Origin of the sequence: Roseateles sp. (genome assembly GCF_039929605.1) — a bacterium.
In the GTDB taxonomy this organism is placed as follows: Bacteria; Pseudomonadota; Gammaproteobacteria; order Burkholderiales; family Burkholderiaceae_C; genus Pelomonas.
In genome coordinates, this window is record NZ_JBDSQX010000076.1 from 34,991 (window position 1) to 49,196 (window position 14,206).

Here is a 14,206-nt window from a genome sequence, read left to right on the forward strand (position 1 = left end):
CCCCATTTTATGAATCTCACGCTGTTTGACCTGGACGGGACCTTGATTCCGGTGGACTCCGACCACTCCTTCGGCAGCTTCATGGTAGAGGTCGGCTGGGTGGATGCCGAGGTCTGGGGCCGGCGCAACGACGAGTTCTTCGCCCAGTACAACGCCGGCACGCTGGACCTGCCGGCGTATGTCGAGTTCGCAACTTCCGCCTTTCGCAGCCGGCCGCTGGCCGAGGCGCTGGCGATGCGCGAGCGCTTCATGGCCGAGGTCATGCAGCCCGCGTTGCGGCCCGAGGCGAGGGCGCTGGTGGAGAAGCACCGAGCAGCGGGCGACCTGATCGCGTTGGTCACGGCCACCAATGAGTTCGTTACCGCGCCGATCGCCGCTGCCTTTGGCATTGAACACCTGATCGCCGTCCAGCTGGAGCGCGATGCCACCGGCCACTACACCGGTGCCATCCGGGGCGTGCCGAGCTTCCGCGAGGGCAAGATCGAACGGGTCGAGACCTGGCTCCAGAGCCTGGGGGCACAATCCGCCGAGTTCGAGCGTGTCACGTTCTATAGCGACTCGACCAACGACCTGCCCCTGCTTGAACGCGTCAGCCATCCGGTGGCGACCAATCCCAGCCCCACGCTCGCGCGGATCGCCAGCGAACGCGGCTGGCCCCAGCTCAAACTCTTCGCATGATCAAGAAGTTCATCGACAAACTACTCGGCAAACCTGCCGCTGCTGCTGCAGCGCCCAAGAAGGTCAGCCCTCTCGGCAAGCGCGTCGAACTCGCGGCAGACGTGCACCGCATCGACCCCGGACTGCTCGACGAGCGGGCCGTCAAGGTCGTCAAGACACTCACCGACGCCGGCTTCGAGGCCTACATCGTCGGCGGCGCCGTGCGCGACCTGCTGTTGAACGTGCGGCCCAAGGACTTCGACGTCGCCACCAACGCGACGCCGGAGCAGGTCAAGGGCCTGTTCCGCCGCGCCTTCATCATCGGCCGGCGCTTTCGCATCGTTCACGTTGTCTACGGCCGTGGTCGCGAGCATGAGGTCATCGAGGTCTCGACCTTCCGCGCGCTGCCGACCGAATCCGAAGCCGTCGCCGGCAACGAGAAGACCTCCAAGAGCGCGCTCGAGGGCAAGTCCCATGCCGTGGACGCCGAAGGCCGCGTGCTGCGCGACAACGTCTGGGGCCCGCAGATCGAGGATGCTGCTCGCCGCGACTACACCGTCAACGCGATGTACTACGACCCGCAGCGCCAGCTCGTCATCGACTACCACGGCGGCCTGGCCGACGCGCGCGCCAAGCTTCTGCGCATGATCGGCGACCCCGAGACCCGCTACCGCGAAGACCCCGTCCGCATCATTCGCGCCGTGCGTTTCGCCGCCAAGCTGGGTTTTACGCTGGAGCCCAAGACGCTGGCGCCGGTCAAGACCTCGGCGGCCCTGCTGGCCAATGTGCCGGCTTCGCGCCTGTTCGACGAAATGATCAAGCTGCTGCAGACCGGCCACTCGCTGGCCAGCATCGCGCAGCTGAAGAAGCTCGGCCTGGGGCGGGGCACCTTCGCCGTGCTGGACGCCATGCTGACCGACACCGGCGACCTGCACGACGGCATCCGTGGCAAGTTCGTGCGCCAGGCGTTCGAAGACACCGACCGCCGGGTCGCCGAAGGCCGGGGTGTCAGCCCCAGCTTCATGCTCGCCTGCATGCTCTGGCATGAGGTGCTGGACCGCTGGACCAAGATCCGCGATGGCGGCGAGGCGCCCGTGCCGGCGCTGGCCCAGGCCATCGACGCCGTCTTCGACGCCCGCATCGGCGACATCTCCGGCCGCGGCAAGCTGGCCGGCGACATGCGCGAGATCTGGATGATGCAGACCCGCTTCGAGCGCCGCACCGGCTCGGGCGTCTTCAGCCTCATCGAGCAGCCGCGTTACCGCGCCGGCTTCGATTTCCTGCGTTTGCGCGCCGACGCGGGCGAGATCGACCCCTTGCTGGCCGACTGGTGGGAGGACTTCGCTCTCGGCAGCGACGACGACCGCCAGGCCCTGCTGGCCGACGCCCGTGCCGCCCAGCAGAAGCAGCCGCGCGTGGCGCGAGCACCGCGACCCGAGGCTGCAGCTGGTGAAACGCCGGTCGGTGAAGCTCCCTTTGACGAAGAGGCAGACGAGGCGGTTGCCGATGCGCCGGCCCGCAAGCGCCGCCGTCGTCGCCGCAAGCCTGCGGGCGAGGGCGCTGCTGCACCCGCACCTGCGGCGGAGTGACTTCGCGGGCCTACGTCGGCCTGGGTGCCAACCTCGGCGCCGATCTGCGTGCGACGCTGACACAGGCTGCTCAGGCCCTCGCGGCGCTGCCGGGCAGCCGGCTCTCGGCCCTGTCCAGCGCCTGGCGCAGCGCGCCCGTTGATGCCGGCGGGCCAGACTTCCTGAACGCGGTCGCCGCGCTGGACACGGCGCTTGCGCCCATTGAACTGCTGGACGCGCTGCAAGCCATCGAGCTGGCCCATGGCCGCGAGCGCCCCTACCGCAACGCGCCGCGCACGCTGGACCTGGACCTGCTGCTCTACGGCGACCTCACGCTCGCCACGCCGCGCCTGGCGCTGCCGCACCCGCGCCTGGGCGAACGCGCCTTTGTGCTGCGCCCATTGCTGGAGATTGCGCCTGAACTGGCCCATCTCGCGACTGGCGATGCCTGGCGCGATCAGCGCATCGAGCGCCGCGGCGCTATCGCCACTGACCTCTGAAAGGACCTGCGATGTTCTCGACCCTTGCCGGCTGGCAGACCGTGGGCTTGCTGCTGCTGTCCAACGTCTTCATGACCTTTGCCTGGTACGGCCACCTCAAGGGGCTGGCCACCAAGCCCTGGTGGATCGCCGCTGGCATCAGCTGGGGCATCGCGCTGTTCGAGTACCTGCTGCAGGTGCCGGCCAACCGCATCGGCCACGGCGCGGGCTTCAGCCTCGCTCAGCTCAAGATCACCCAGGAGGTCATCACGCTGGCCGTCTTCGTGCCCTTCAGTCTCTACTACATGGGCGAGCCGTTGAAGCTGGATTTCGTCTGGGCCGGGCTGTGCCTGATGGGGGCCGTCTACTTCATCTTCCGGTCGGCTTGACGACGGTTCGGTGACGGCGCCCGCTAAACTGCTCGGCTTCCAGAGATACAAGGACGTCCATGCTGTTTGGCAAGCTGCTGCCCCGTGAGGGCAATTTTTTTGAGCTGTTCAACGAGCATGGCGGCTTCATCCTGGAAGGTGCGCGCGCCTTCCAGAAAATGATCGAGAACTACGCCAACCCGGCGCTGCGCCAGCAGTACGCGGATGAGGTCGACAAGGCCGAGCATGCCGCCGACCGCGTCACCGCCGAGGTGAACCGGCTGCTGCACCGCACCTTCATCACGCCGATTGATCGTGAGCAGATCCACAGCCTGATCAATGCGATGGACGACATCGTCGACCTGCTGCAAGACTCGTCCGAAACGTTGCAGCTCTACGACGTTCGCGCCATTCCCGAGCAGGTGCTGCAGTTGACGATGTTGTCGGTTCGCTGTTGCGAGCGTGTGCAGCATGCCGTCACGCTGCTGCCTCACTTGAGCCAGCCGGCCACCACCGAGGCGGCCATCAAGACCTGCGAGGAAATCGATCAACTGGAGTCTGACGCCGACCGCGTCATGCGCTCGGCGATGTCGCGGCTGTTCCGCGAAGAGCCCGATGTGCGCGAGCTCATCAAGCTCAAGGCCATCTACGAGCAGCTCGAATCCATTTCCGACCGCTGCGAAGACGTGGCCAATCTGATCGAGGGCATCGTCCTCGAGAACTCCTGATCGCTGCGCATGGCATCCGCTGAGATCACCTTCTGGGTGGTGGCCTTGCTCGTCGTCATGGCGTTGCTGTTCGACTTCATGAATGGCTTCCACGACGCAGCCAACTCCATCGCCACCGTTGTCTCGACCGGGGTGCTGAAGCCGCAGCAGGCGGTGCTGTTCGCCGCCTTCTTCAATGTCGTCGCCATTGCCATCTTCCAGCTCAACGTGGCGGCGACCATCGGCAAGGGCATCGTCGAGCCCGGCATCGTTGACCACCACGTCGTGTTCGGCGCGCTGATGGGCGCCATCACCTGGAATTTCATCACCTGGTGGTGGGGCATCCCGTCGAGCTCTTCGCATGCGTTGATCGGTGGCATCGCGGGCGCCGTTGTCGCCAAGGCCGGTCCGTCTGCGCTGGTCGCGGGCGGCATTTGGAAGACCGTCGCCTTCATCGTCATCTCGCCGCTGCTGGGCTACTTGCTAGGGTCGCTGATGATGGTCCTGGTCGCCTGGATCTGCCGAAACAAGTCGCCGTTGCGCGTCGACCGATGGTTCCGACGGTTGCAGCTTGTCTCAGCGGGGCTGTACAGCCTGGGCCATGGCGGCAACGACGCGCAGAAGACCATCGGCCTGATCTGGATGTTGCTCATCGCCGCCGGCATGCTCTCGACCCATGAGACCTCGCCGCCGGTCTGGGTCATCGTCGCCTGCTACATCGCCATCGGCATGGGCACGATGTTCGGTGGCTGGCGCATCGTGCAGACCATGGGTCAGCGCATCACCAAGCTCAAGCCCGTGGGCGGGTTCTGCGCCGAGACCGGCGGTGCCATCACGCTGTTTGTTGCGACGGCGCTGGGAGTGCCGGTGTCCACCACCCACACCATCACCGGCGCCATCGTCGGTGTGGGCTCGGTGCAGCGCGCCTCGGCCGTGCGTTGGGGCGTGGCCGGCACGATCGTCTGGGCTTGGATCTTCACGATCCCGGCCTCGGCGCTGGTGGCCGGCATCTGCTACTGGGTCAGCTTTGCGCTTTACTGATCGATTTGCGCTTCGAAGTAGCGCTGTGCGCTGAAGGCGATGGTCGCCATCAGTGCCGTGCCGCCGATGAAGACGCACAGGATGACCCCGATGATGGCGCCCCAGCCGCCCAGTTCGGCAGCTCGGCCGGCGTTGAAACGCGCATTCCAGCGCTCGTCGGGCATCAGCCCGTAGACGATGCCGCCGAGCAGCGCGGCAACCAGGCTGATGCCCAGCAGCGGCAGCAGCACCCAGGCCAGCCGGTCGTCTTGGCCGAGTGCGTTCATGCGCTGCAAGCCGACCAGGCCGAGTAGCGTCGGCAGCGGGAACAGCCAGGCCCAACGGTCCTTGAACCCGTGCAGGTAGAAACGGTGCAGGCCGAAGACGCCGCCGAGCAGGGCCAGCCAGGTCGCGACGGCCTTTTGTTTGACGGCCGTGTTCATTGATGCACCCTTCGGCCTGCGGCCTGTCCCGCCAGGCGGGAGCAAGCTTGCTTGGGGCGGCCCGGCGCGGCGCTCATTCGGCGCCGACGCTGTCGCCCAGGCCCAGTGGGCGCTGCATGAGCACGACGTCCAGCCAGCGGCCGAACTTCCAGCCGGCGCTCTTGAGCACGCCGGTGTGCTCGAAACCCAGCGCCGTGTGCACGCCGACGGAGCCGGCATTGGCCGCGTCGCCGATGACAGCCAGCATCTGGCGTGCACCGGCAGCCTCGCAGCGGGCCAGCAGCTCTGCCAGCAGCAGCCGGCCCACGCCCTGGCCCTGGGCTGCGGGCGCCAGGTAGATGGAGTCCTCCACGCAGAAGCGGTAGGCCAGGCGAGGGCGGAAGTAGTTGGCGTAGGCATAACCCAGCGGTTCGCCGTTGCGCTCGGCCACCAGCCAGGGGAGATTGCGGCCCAGCACCTCGGCGCGGCGGCGGCCCATTTCGTCGACGCTGGGCGTCTCGGTCTCGAACGTGCCGGTGCCGTTCTCGACGGCGTGGGCGTAGATGGCCTGGATCGCTGGCAGATCGGCGTCGGTACTGGGGCGAATCGTCAAAGGCAGGGCGGCGGGGAAGGGCTGTGACATCTGTCTTTCGGAAAGCTGCTCGAAATCGGTCGCGGCCGAGTTTATAATGCTGGGTTTTGGCGTCGGTCGCAGATGGCTGCGGCGTATCTACGAGGCCTCCCCCGGCAGGGGTTCCTGCCATTCGACTTGCTAGCCCTGAGTGTCTCCTCGTGCAGTGGTCGCCCAATTTTTAGGAAACATCATGGTTGTAATTCGTCTGGCTCGCGGCGGCTCCAAGAAGCGTCCCTTCTACAACATCGTTGTCGCCAACAGCCGCCAGCGCCGTGACGGCCGCTTCATCGAGCGCGTCGGCTTCTACAACCCGGTCGCGTCAGGCGCTGCTGAAAAGCTGCGCGTCGAGCAGGACCGCGTGGCCTACTGGGTCGGTGTTGGCGCCCAGCTGTCGCCCACCGTGATCCGTCTGGTGGGTGACGCCAAGACGGCTGCTGTGGCCGCCTGACCCTCGTGGTTGGCAACAAGCCTCAACAAGACGGCGCTTCGGCGCCGTCTTTTGCTTCTGAGTCCGGTGACCTGATCCAGGTCGGCCACATCCTGGACGCCTGGGGTGTCAAGGGCTGGTTCAAGGTCCAGGCCTACTCGAACCAGGCCGATGCGCTGTCCAACGCCAAGCGCTGGTTCCTCAAGGCCGTTGCGCCTAAGACGGGTCAGCGCGAGTTGAAGGTCCTGTCCCTGCGTGAGCATGGCGAGGGTCTGGTGGCGAATGCTGACGGCATCGTCGACCGCAGCGGTGCCGAGGCGCTGCGCGGTTTCGAGGTGTGGATCTCGCGCGCCGACTTTCCCCGCGCGGGTGACGGCGAGTACTACTGGATCGACTTGATCGGCCTGGACGTCCTCAACCGCGAGGGCCAGCTCCTTGGCCGCGTCATCGGTCTCATCGACACCGGGCCGCATGCCGTGCTGCGCATCCTGCCGCCGGGCGTCGCCGAGCCCGCCAAGCCCGACCAGGAGAAGCTCATCCCCTTCGTCGGTGCCTTCATCGACGACGTGAGCCTCGAAGCGAAGCGGATCACGGTCGACTGGGGCCTTGATTTCTGAAGCCATGCGCTTCGATGTCCTGACGATCTTCCCGGAGCTGTTCGCGCCGCACATGACGCAGGGCGTCACGCGGCGGGCCTTCGAGAGTCGTCAGGTCGACGTGCGCCTGTGGCCGCTGCGAGAGTTCGCCGACGACAACTACCGCCGCGTCGATGACCGGCCCTATGGCGGCGGCCCTGGCATGGTGATGCTGGTCGAGCCGCTGGAGAAAGCGCTTGCGGCCGTCAAGGCGGACCGGGCTGAGGCCGAGCCCGCCGTCATTTATTTCACGCCGACCGGTGCCCGCATCGACCAGGCGTGCGTGCAGCAACTGTCGGTCGGCCCGGGCGCCATCCTGCTGTGCGGCCGCTACGAAGGCATTGACCAGCGCGTGCTGGACCGCCACGTGACGCTGGAACTAAGCCTGGGCGACTTCGTGCTGTCCGGCGGCGAGTTGCCGGCGCTGGCCCTGCTGGACGCCGTCGCGCGCCTGCAGGACGGCGTGCTGGGCGATGCCCAGTCGCACCAGCAGGACAGCTTTTCTCAGACCAGCGACGGCATGCTCGACTGCCCGCATTACAGCCGCCCCGAGGTATTGGCCGACGGCCGTGCGGTGCCGGCCGTGCTGATGTCGGGCCACCATGCCGACATCAAACGCTGGCGCCGTGAGCAGTCTCTTGCGCTGACGGCGGCGCGCCGGCCGGAGCTGATTGCAGCCGCGCGCGCCACAGGCCGCCTGAGCAAGGCTGACGAGGCCTTTCTGGCCAAGCTCTAGGCAAAACCCGCAGGGTCCGCTACATTAGCGGGCTGTCCGATCCTCTGGCGGGTCGAGTGGTCAGGAAATTTCTGGCTGCAAACATCCCGATAAATAGCGGCACCGCCAAGATCCCCAGGAGTACAGATGAACCTGATCCAAACCCTTGAGCAAGAAGAAATTGCTCGCTTGAACAAGACCATTCCGGTCTTCGCCCCCGGCGACACCGTGATCGTCAGCGTCAAAGTCGTTGAAGGCACACGCAAGCGCGTGCAGGCTTACGAAGGCGTCGTGATTGCCAAGCGCAATCGTGGCCTGAACAGCAGCTTCATCGTCCGCAAGATCTCCAGCGGCGAAGGCGTGGAGCGTACGTTCCAGCTGTACAGCCCGCTGATCGCGACGATCGAAGTCAAGCGCCGCGGCGATGTCCGTCGCGCCAAGCTGTACTACCTGCGCCAGCGTTCGGGCAAGTCGGCACGTATCAAAGAGAAGCTGTCTTAATCAGTCGGTTCTCACCGCCAAGGCCGCCCGGAGCTACGCTCTCGGCGGCTTTTGTTTTTCTGACGCATGACGACCCGCCGCCCAGCCATCACCCAGCCTCAGCTCGTGCCCGTCACGAGCGTCGATGACCACCTGCCCGCCGTGCCCGCTGCCGCGCTGACGGCAGAGGCCATCCGCGCCCGTGTGGCCGCGCTGTCGGCCTGGACGCCCGAGTTCGCCGGCGACGGCGGTCTCTTCTCGGATCGCGAGCCGGCCGGCGCCGCTGTGCTCATTCCTCTCGTGCAGCGCTCCGAAGGCTTGACGCTGTTGCTGACCCGTCGCACCGACCACCTGCGCGAGCATGCCGGCCAGATCAGCTTCCCCGGTGGCCGTGTCGAGCCCGAGGACGACGGCCCCGTCGCCACGGCGCTGCGCGAGACCGAGGAGGAAATCGGCCTGGCGCGCGACTACATCCACGTCATCGGCCAGTTGCCTATCTACTCGACCGTGACGGCCTTCCAGGTGACGCCGGTGATCGCGCTCGTCGAGCCGGGCTTCACGCTCAAGCTCGACGACTTCGAGGTCGCCGAGGCCTTCGAGGTGCCGTTGGCCTTCCTGATGGATCCGGCCAACCACCGCCACCACACCTTCGAGTTTGGTGGCGCCCAACGCCGCTTCCTGTCCATGCCCTGGCAAGGGCCGGAGCGCGAGTACTTCGTCTGGGGCGCGACGGCCGCAATGTTGCGCAACCTCTACCGTTTGCTGATGGCCGCCTGAGCGCGCCACTATCATCCCCGCCCATGAATTTCTTCGCAGTGCTGCTGGCCCTGTTGTGTGAACAACTCAAGCCCCTGAGGCATGGGAATCGCGTGCATCAGTCGGTGATCGACTGGGTACGCTGGACGGGCCGCAACTTCGACGCGGGGGGTGAACATCACGCCGTCATCGTCTGGGCCATCACCGTCATCGTGCCTGGCCTCGTCCTCGCGCTGGCCTACTGGGGCCTGCGCCATTTCAGCCTGCTGCTGGCGCTGGCGCTGAACGTGCTCGTGCTCTACCTGACGCTGGGCTTCCGGCAGTTCAGCCACTACTTCACCGATATCCGCGACGCGATGGAGCGCGGTGATGACCTGACCGCGCGGCAGTTGCTGGCCGACTGGCGCCACCTCGACGCCAGCGAGCTGCCCCGCACGGAGCTGATCCGCCACGTCATTGAGCATTCGCTGCTGGCGGCGCATCGCCATGTCTTCGGCGTGTTCTTCTGGTTCATCGTCTGCTCGACGCTGGGCCTCGGCCCCGCCGGCGCGGTGCTCTACCGGATGGCCGAGTTCGCGAGTCGCTACTGGGCCTTCAGGAGCCGCACGCTGGACGCACCCACCAACCCGCGCCTGCTGGCGCTGTCGCGCCAAGCCTTCGTGGTGATCGACCATGTGCCTGCGCGGCTAACGGCGGCCGGCTTTGCCATCGTCGGCAACTTCGAGGAGGCGGTGAACGCCTGGCGGCGCGACGCCAGCCTGTGGCTGCATCCCAACGAGGGCATCATCCTCGCGTCAGCCGCAGGTGCTGTCGGGCTGCAACTCGGCGGCGCCGCCGCACCCGGCATCACGCCCGACCGCAGCCGCACCTTCGATGCCGGCTCCGAGCCGGAAGCCACCGGTGCTGCGGGCTCCACGGCCGGTGCGCCGCCGCAGCTCGGCCATTTGCAGAGCGTCGTCGGCCTGGTCTGGCGCTCGGTCGTGCTGTGGATGCTGCTGCTGGCGCTGCTTTCTCTTGCCAATCTCGTCGGTTGACCCCATGAATTTTCCAGACCTGCCGGCGCTGGCCGAGCCCAGCCTCAGCGTGCGCGTGCGGCATGCGCTCGACCACAAGACCAAACCACTCGGCGCTTTGGGCCGAATCGAGGCTCTGGCGTTGCAACTCGCGCTGATCCAGGGCAGCGAGCGACCGGCGTTGCGCGATCCCCAGCTCGTCGTCTACGCGGCCGACCACGGCCTGTCACGGCGCGGCGTGTCGGCCTATCCGCGCGAGGTCACGCCGCAGATGGTGGCCAACATGCTGGCCAGCGGCGCGGCCGTGTCGGTGCTGGCGCGGCAGCAGGGACTGGCATTGACGATCGCCGATTGCGGCGTGGACGCGCCGCTGGCCGAAGGCGCCGTCGACCTGCGCATCGCCAGCGGCACCGCAGATGCGAGCGCCGGCCCGGCGATGAGCATCGAGCAGGCCGAGCGGGCGCTGCGCAACGGCATGGCGCTTGTCGAGCGCCTGCCGGGCAACGCGCTGCTGCTGGGCGAGATGGGCATCGGCAACACCTCGTCGGCCAGCCTGCTGATGCAGCGGCTGACGGGCCTGCCGCTGGCCGATTGCGTCGGCCGTGGTACGGGGCTGGACGACGCCGGCCTAGCGCGCAAGCTCGCCGTGCTCGGCGAGGCGCTGGTCGTGAATGCCGGTGCGCAGACGCCGCTGCAGGTCGCTGCGGCGCTCGGCGGCTTCGAGATCGTCACGATGGCCGGCAGCGTCATCGCTGCAGCGGCGCAGCGCCGGGTTGTGCTGGTCGATGGCTTCATCACGACAGCTGCCGTGGTGCTGGCCGAAGCGCTGCGCCCGGGCGTGCTGGCGGCCTGCGTGTTTGCCCATCGCTCGGCCGAGGGGCCGCATGCGCGTTGGCTGCAGCAGCTCGGCGTGCGCCCGCTGCTGGACCTGGACCTGCGCCTGGGCGAAGGCAGCGGCGCAGCGTTGGCCTGGCCGCTGTTGACGGCGGCCTGCGCGCTGCTGGCCGACATGGCCAGCTTCGACAGCGCCGGCGTCAGCAACCGCGACTGATGCGATGAGGTTGTTCCTCGTCGCGCTGCAGTTCCTGACGCGGCTGCCGGTGCGGCTGAGCCGCTTCGAGCCGGGCTGGCTGAACGACTGCGTTCGGCACTTTCCCTTGGTGGGCGCGTTAGTGGGCGCGGTGGGTGCGGCGGTGCTGGTTGGCGCCTCGCATTTGTGGCCCGCCTGGGCCGCTGCGGTGCTCGCGCTCGCGGCCACGGTCGCGTTGACCGGCGGCTTCCACGAAGACGGCCTGGCCGATACCTTCGACGCGCTGGGCGGTGTGGTCCCGCGCGACAAGGCGCTGGCCATCATGAAGGACTCGCGCATCGGCAGCTACGGCGCGCTGGCGCTGGGCCTGTCGCTGCTGTTGCGCGCGGCGCTGCTGGCTGTGCTGGCGGCGCGGCCCATGCTCGGCGCGGTGGCGGCGCTGCTGGCCAGCCACGCGCTGGCGCGTGCCGCGGCCGTGGGCGTGATGGTCAGCCTGCCTTACGGTGGCGACGCCGAGCACGCCAAGGCCAAGCCACTGGCCCTGGCGGTGGCGCCGCGCAACTTCGTCATCGCGCTGGGCTGGTGCGGGCTGCTGGTGATTGCGCTGGCAGCGGTTGGCGTCTACGTGCCGAAGCTGGGGGCCGCCGTTGCCGCTGCGACGCTTGTCGCGCTGCTGATGCGCCAGTGGCTGAAACGCCGCTTGGGCGGCTACACCGGCGACGGCCTGGGTGCCACCGAGCAACTGGCCGAGATTGCCGTGCTGCTGGCCTTCACGGCGGCGCTGTGATGTTCACGGTCTGGCGCCACCCGCGACCGCTGGCGGCCGAGGGGCGCTGCATCGGCGGGCGTACCGACCTCGCCGTCGACCCGCGCAAGGCCAAGCGCCTGGCTCACCGCATCCGCGCCCACGCCCGCCGCCACGGCCTGCCGCGCGAGGTCGTCACGTCGCCGCTCGTGCGCGCGGCGGCGGTCGGGCACTGGCTGGCGCGCTGGGGCTTTCTCTGGCGAGTCGATGCCGCGTTGGCGGAGATGGATTTCGGCGCCTGGGACGGCCAGCCGTGGAACGACATCCCGCCCGCCCACTTCGAACGCTGGATGGCCGACTTCTGCGGCTTCGACTTCGAGGGCGGCGAGTCACTGAATGCGCTGCTGGTGCGCGCCAAGGCCTGGCAGCCGCCCTGCGCGCTCGCCGTGGGGCATGGCGGCTGGATCAACGCGCGGCACTGGCCGGGCGGGCCGCCGACACCGTCGAACTGGCCCGCCCCGCCTGCCTACGGTCAGCCTACTTCAGCACAGTCTGCTGCATGAACAGGACCGTCGCGTAGAACTGGTAGTCCTGGTTCTCCTTCTTCTGGAACCCATGGCCTTCGTTCTCGGCGCGCAGATACCAGACCGGCGTGCCGCTCTCGCGAACCTTGGCCACGATCTGCTCGGCCTCGGTGTAGGGCACGCGCGGGTCGTTCTTGCCCTGGATGACGAACAGCGGCTTCTTGATCTTCGCCACATTGGTCAGCGGCGAGATCGCTTCCAGGTGCGCCTTCATGGCCGGGTCGCGCTCATCGCCGTACTCGACGCGGCGCAGGTCGCGGCGGTAGCTCTCGGTGTTGTTCAGGAAGGTCACGAAGTGCGAGATGCCGACCACGTCGACGGCGCCAGCGATGCGGTCGGCGTAGTTCGTCGACACGGCCAACGTCATATAGCCACCGTAGCTACCGCCGGTGACGAGCACGCGCGAAGCATCGAGGTCGGGCTGGGTGGCGATCCAGTCCAGCAGGGCGCCGATGTCCTTGACCGAGTCCTCGCGCTTGAAGCCGTTGTCCATCGCCAGGAAGCTCTTGCCGTAGCCGGCTGAGCCGCGCACGTTGGGCTGGATCAACACCATGCCGAGCTCTTGCACGTAGTAGGCGTTGCGGCCGAGGAAGCCGACGCTGGCTTGGCTTTCCGGTCCGCCGTGGATGGAGATCAGCACCGGGCGCTTGCCGCTGAACTTCTTGGGCGGCGGCGTCAGCAGGCCCGAGATGGTCGTGCCGTCAAAGCTCTTCCAGCGCACGATCTTCTGCTCGGTGAATGCAGCCGTGGCTATGCCCGGGGGCGCGTAGGCGCGCGTCCATTGTTGGACCTTGCCGTCCGTGCCCAGCGAGTAGATCTGGCCGGGGCCCTGGGCGTTGTTGATCGAGAAGGCCAACTCGCCGCGGGCGTGGTCGTAGGACGCCGTACCGACAGTGCCGTTAGGCAAGGCAGCCGGCGCCGGCACTTCCTTGGCCGTTGCCGTATCGAAGAAGTGCAGTTCGTCGCGCCCGTCGACATTGAACTGGGCCGCCAAGCGGCTGCCGTCTTCGGTCAAGGTGACGCCGCTGACGTCCCATGGGATATGGCTGCTGATACGGGTGATGGCGCCGCTGGCCAAGTCCAGCTTCATCAACTCGCGGAACTCGCCGGCGCGGTCGCTGGCGATCCACAGCGTGCGGCCGTCGGGCGCCCAGCCGGCCGGCGAATACGTCGCCTTGGCCTCCTGGCTGTCCATGGCTGGCACCACGCGCTTGGGCACACCGCTGTCCAGATCCAGCATCCAGATCTGCGACTCATTCGCCGACAGATAGCGCGTCAGCGTCAAGAGGCGTTCGTCGGGCGACGGGCGGCTCGCCACCCAGCCGCCGCCTTCCAGTTCGGCCAACTTGCGGCGGCCTTCGGGCTTGACGGGGTCCATCAGCCACAGCGTCGTCGTGATCTTGGTGCGCGTACCGCCCTGGGCCGTGCGGTCGATGGGCACTGACGAGTAAACGAGCTGGCCGCTCTTGCGCAGCCAGGTGTTGATCGAGTGGCGCTCGTCGGGGCTGGTCAGCAGCACTGGCTGCGCGCCGGCCTCGTTAAGCGCCAGGCGGTAGATCTGCGCGACCTCGTTGCCGCCGGTGGCGCGCTCGAAAACGATGTACTGACCGGTGCGCGGCTCGTAGCTGGCGCGGGCCACCGGGTCGATGCCGTCGGTCAGCTGTTCGCCGTCGGTCAGCGGCGTGGTCACGCGGAAGATCTGCGCCGTGTTGGCGCCGGCCTTGCGGTGGCTGACGAGCATCTCGCGCTGCGTCGGATGCCAGTCCGAGAAGGTGTGGCCGCGGAAGTCGTTGTAGCGGCCGACGGCGTCGGCCAGGCTTTGCGGCACGGCGGGAATGCCCTGCACGACGAGGTTGGCGTTGGGCGTGACGATGGCTTGCGGCGGCGTGGGCGGAGTGGACGTGGAGGCGCAGGCCGCCAGCAGGGTGCTGCCGAGCGCGTACAGGGAAAGACGGATCATGGTCAT

18 protein-coding genes are annotated in these 14,206 nt (G+C 67.6%); 15 read left to right on the forward strand and 3 right to left on the reverse strand.

Annotated elements, in window-relative coordinates; genetic code table 11:
- Window positions 1-9 precede the first annotated feature (9 nt).
- The 6 genes from ABIS05_RS10590 to ABIS05_RS10615 are packed head-to-tail and all read left to right on the forward strand — an operon-like array spanning window position 10 to window position 4,820.
- Entirely contained in the window at window positions 10-678 is a 669-nt protein-coding gene (locus tag ABIS05_RS10590) for an HAD family hydrolase (RefSeq protein ID WP_348010883.1), read from the forward strand.
- Entirely contained in the window at window positions 675-2,246 is a 1,572-nt protein-coding gene (gene pcnB, locus ABIS05_RS10595) for a polynucleotide adenylyltransferase PcnB (protein WP_348010884.1), read from the forward strand. The genes ABIS05_RS10590 and pcnB overlap by 4 nt, the downstream gene beginning before the upstream one ends.
- Window positions 2,243-2,725, forward strand: coding sequence for a 2-amino-4-hydroxy-6-hydroxymethyldihydropteridine diphosphokinase (gene folK, locus ABIS05_RS10600; protein WP_348010885.1), 483 nt, complete (start codon window positions 2,243-2,245; stop codon window positions 2,723-2,725). The genes pcnB and folK overlap by 4 nt, the downstream gene beginning before the upstream one ends.
- 11 nt (window positions 2,726-2,736) lie before the next feature.
- Complete coding sequence (locus ABIS05_RS10605) at window positions 2,737-3,093, forward strand: DMT family protein (RefSeq protein WP_348010886.1); 357 nt, start codon at window positions 2,737-2,739, stop codon at window positions 3,091-3,093.
- A gap of 59 nt (window positions 3,094-3,152) precedes the next feature.
- Entirely contained in the window at window positions 3,153-3,800 is a 648-nt protein-coding gene (locus tag ABIS05_RS10610) for a DUF47 family protein (RefSeq protein WP_348010887.1), read from the forward strand.
- 9 nt (window positions 3,801-3,809) lie between these two features.
- A complete protein-coding gene (locus ABIS05_RS10615; protein WP_348010888.1) occupies window positions 3,810-4,820 on the forward strand; it encodes an inorganic phosphate transporter in 1,011 nt (336 codons plus the stop codon).
- On the opposite strand, the gene ABIS05_RS10620 is transcribed toward ABIS05_RS10615, so the two are convergent.
- Both ABIS05_RS10620 and ABIS05_RS10625 read right to left on the reverse strand, forming a co-directional pair.
- Window positions 4,814-5,242, reverse strand: a complete 429-nt coding sequence (locus ABIS05_RS10620) for a hypothetical protein (RefSeq protein WP_348010889.1) — start codon at window positions 5,240-5,242, stop codon at window positions 4,814-4,816. The two genes, ABIS05_RS10615 and ABIS05_RS10620, sit on opposite strands and share 7 nt — an antisense overlap.
- Window positions 5,243-5,315: 73 nt before the next feature.
- Window positions 5,316-5,864, reverse strand: a complete 549-nt coding sequence (locus tag ABIS05_RS10625; protein WP_348010890.1) for an N-acetyltransferase family protein — start codon at window positions 5,862-5,864, stop codon at window positions 5,316-5,318.
- 181 nt (window positions 5,865-6,045) lie between these two features.
- On the opposite strand from ABIS05_RS10625, the gene rpsP reads away from it, so the two are divergent.
- The 9 genes from rpsP to ABIS05_RS10670 all read left to right on the forward strand — a co-directional run bounded on the left by rpsP (window position 6,046) and on the right by ABIS05_RS10670 (window position 12,219).
- Complete coding sequence (rpsP, locus tag ABIS05_RS10630; RefSeq protein WP_348010891.1) at window positions 6,046-6,303, forward strand: 30S ribosomal protein S16; 258 nt, start codon at window positions 6,046-6,048, stop codon at window positions 6,301-6,303.
- A gap of 5 nt (window positions 6,304-6,308) precedes the next feature.
- On the forward strand, window positions 6,309-6,899 hold the full coding sequence (rimM, locus tag ABIS05_RS10635; protein ID WP_348010892.1) for a ribosome maturation factor RimM: 591 nt from the start codon (window positions 6,309-6,311) through the stop codon (window positions 6,897-6,899).
- A gap of 4 nt (window positions 6,900-6,903) precedes the next feature.
- Window positions 6,904-7,653: a tRNA (guanosine(37)-N1)-methyltransferase TrmD gene (trmD, locus tag ABIS05_RS10640; protein WP_348010893.1), complete on the forward strand. Its 750-nt coding sequence runs from the start codon at window positions 6,904-6,906 to the stop codon at window positions 7,651-7,653.
- A 126-nt stretch (window positions 7,654-7,779) separates the two neighbouring features.
- Window positions 7,780-8,133 carry a 50S ribosomal protein L19 gene (gene rplS, locus ABIS05_RS10645; protein ID WP_348010894.1) on the forward strand — a complete coding sequence of 118 codons (354 nt, stop codon included), beginning with the start codon at window positions 7,780-7,782 and terminating at the stop codon, window positions 8,131-8,133.
- 66 nt (window positions 8,134-8,199) lie between these two features.
- The gene (locus ABIS05_RS10650; protein ID WP_348010895.1) at window positions 8,200-8,889 is read left to right on the forward strand and encodes a CoA pyrophosphatase; all 690 of its coding nucleotides are present in this window, start codon (window positions 8,200-8,202) and stop codon (window positions 8,887-8,889) included.
- 23 nt (window positions 8,890-8,912) lie between these two features.
- On the forward strand, window positions 8,913-9,902 hold the full coding sequence (locus tag ABIS05_RS10655) for a CobD/CbiB family protein (protein WP_348010896.1): 990 nt from the start codon (window positions 8,913-8,915) through the stop codon (window positions 9,900-9,902).
- 4 nt (window positions 9,903-9,906) lie between these two features.
- Window positions 9,907-10,932: a nicotinate-nucleotide--dimethylbenzimidazole phosphoribosyltransferase gene (gene cobT / locus ABIS05_RS10660; protein WP_348010897.1), complete on the forward strand. Its 1,026-nt coding sequence runs from the start codon at window positions 9,907-9,909 to the stop codon at window positions 10,930-10,932.
- Between the two features lie 4 nt (window positions 10,933-10,936).
- Window positions 10,937-11,698: an adenosylcobinamide-GDP ribazoletransferase gene (gene cobS / locus ABIS05_RS10665; RefSeq protein ID WP_348010898.1), complete on the forward strand. Its 762-nt coding sequence runs from the start codon at window positions 10,937-10,939 to the stop codon at window positions 11,696-11,698.
- On the forward strand, window positions 11,698-12,219 hold the full coding sequence (locus ABIS05_RS10670) for a histidine phosphatase family protein (protein WP_348010899.1): 522 nt from the start codon (window positions 11,698-11,700) through the stop codon (window positions 12,217-12,219). Before cobS ends, ABIS05_RS10670 begins: the two co-directional genes overlap by 1 nt.
- Here ABIS05_RS10670 and ABIS05_RS10675 read toward each other — a convergent pair.
- On the reverse strand, window positions 12,194-14,200 hold the full coding sequence (locus ABIS05_RS10675) for a prolyl oligopeptidase family serine peptidase (RefSeq protein ID WP_348010900.1): 2,007 nt from the start codon (window positions 14,198-14,200) through the stop codon (window positions 12,194-12,196). The genes ABIS05_RS10670 and ABIS05_RS10675 overlap by 26 nt on opposite strands.
- Window positions 14,201-14,206: the final 6 nt, after the last annotated feature.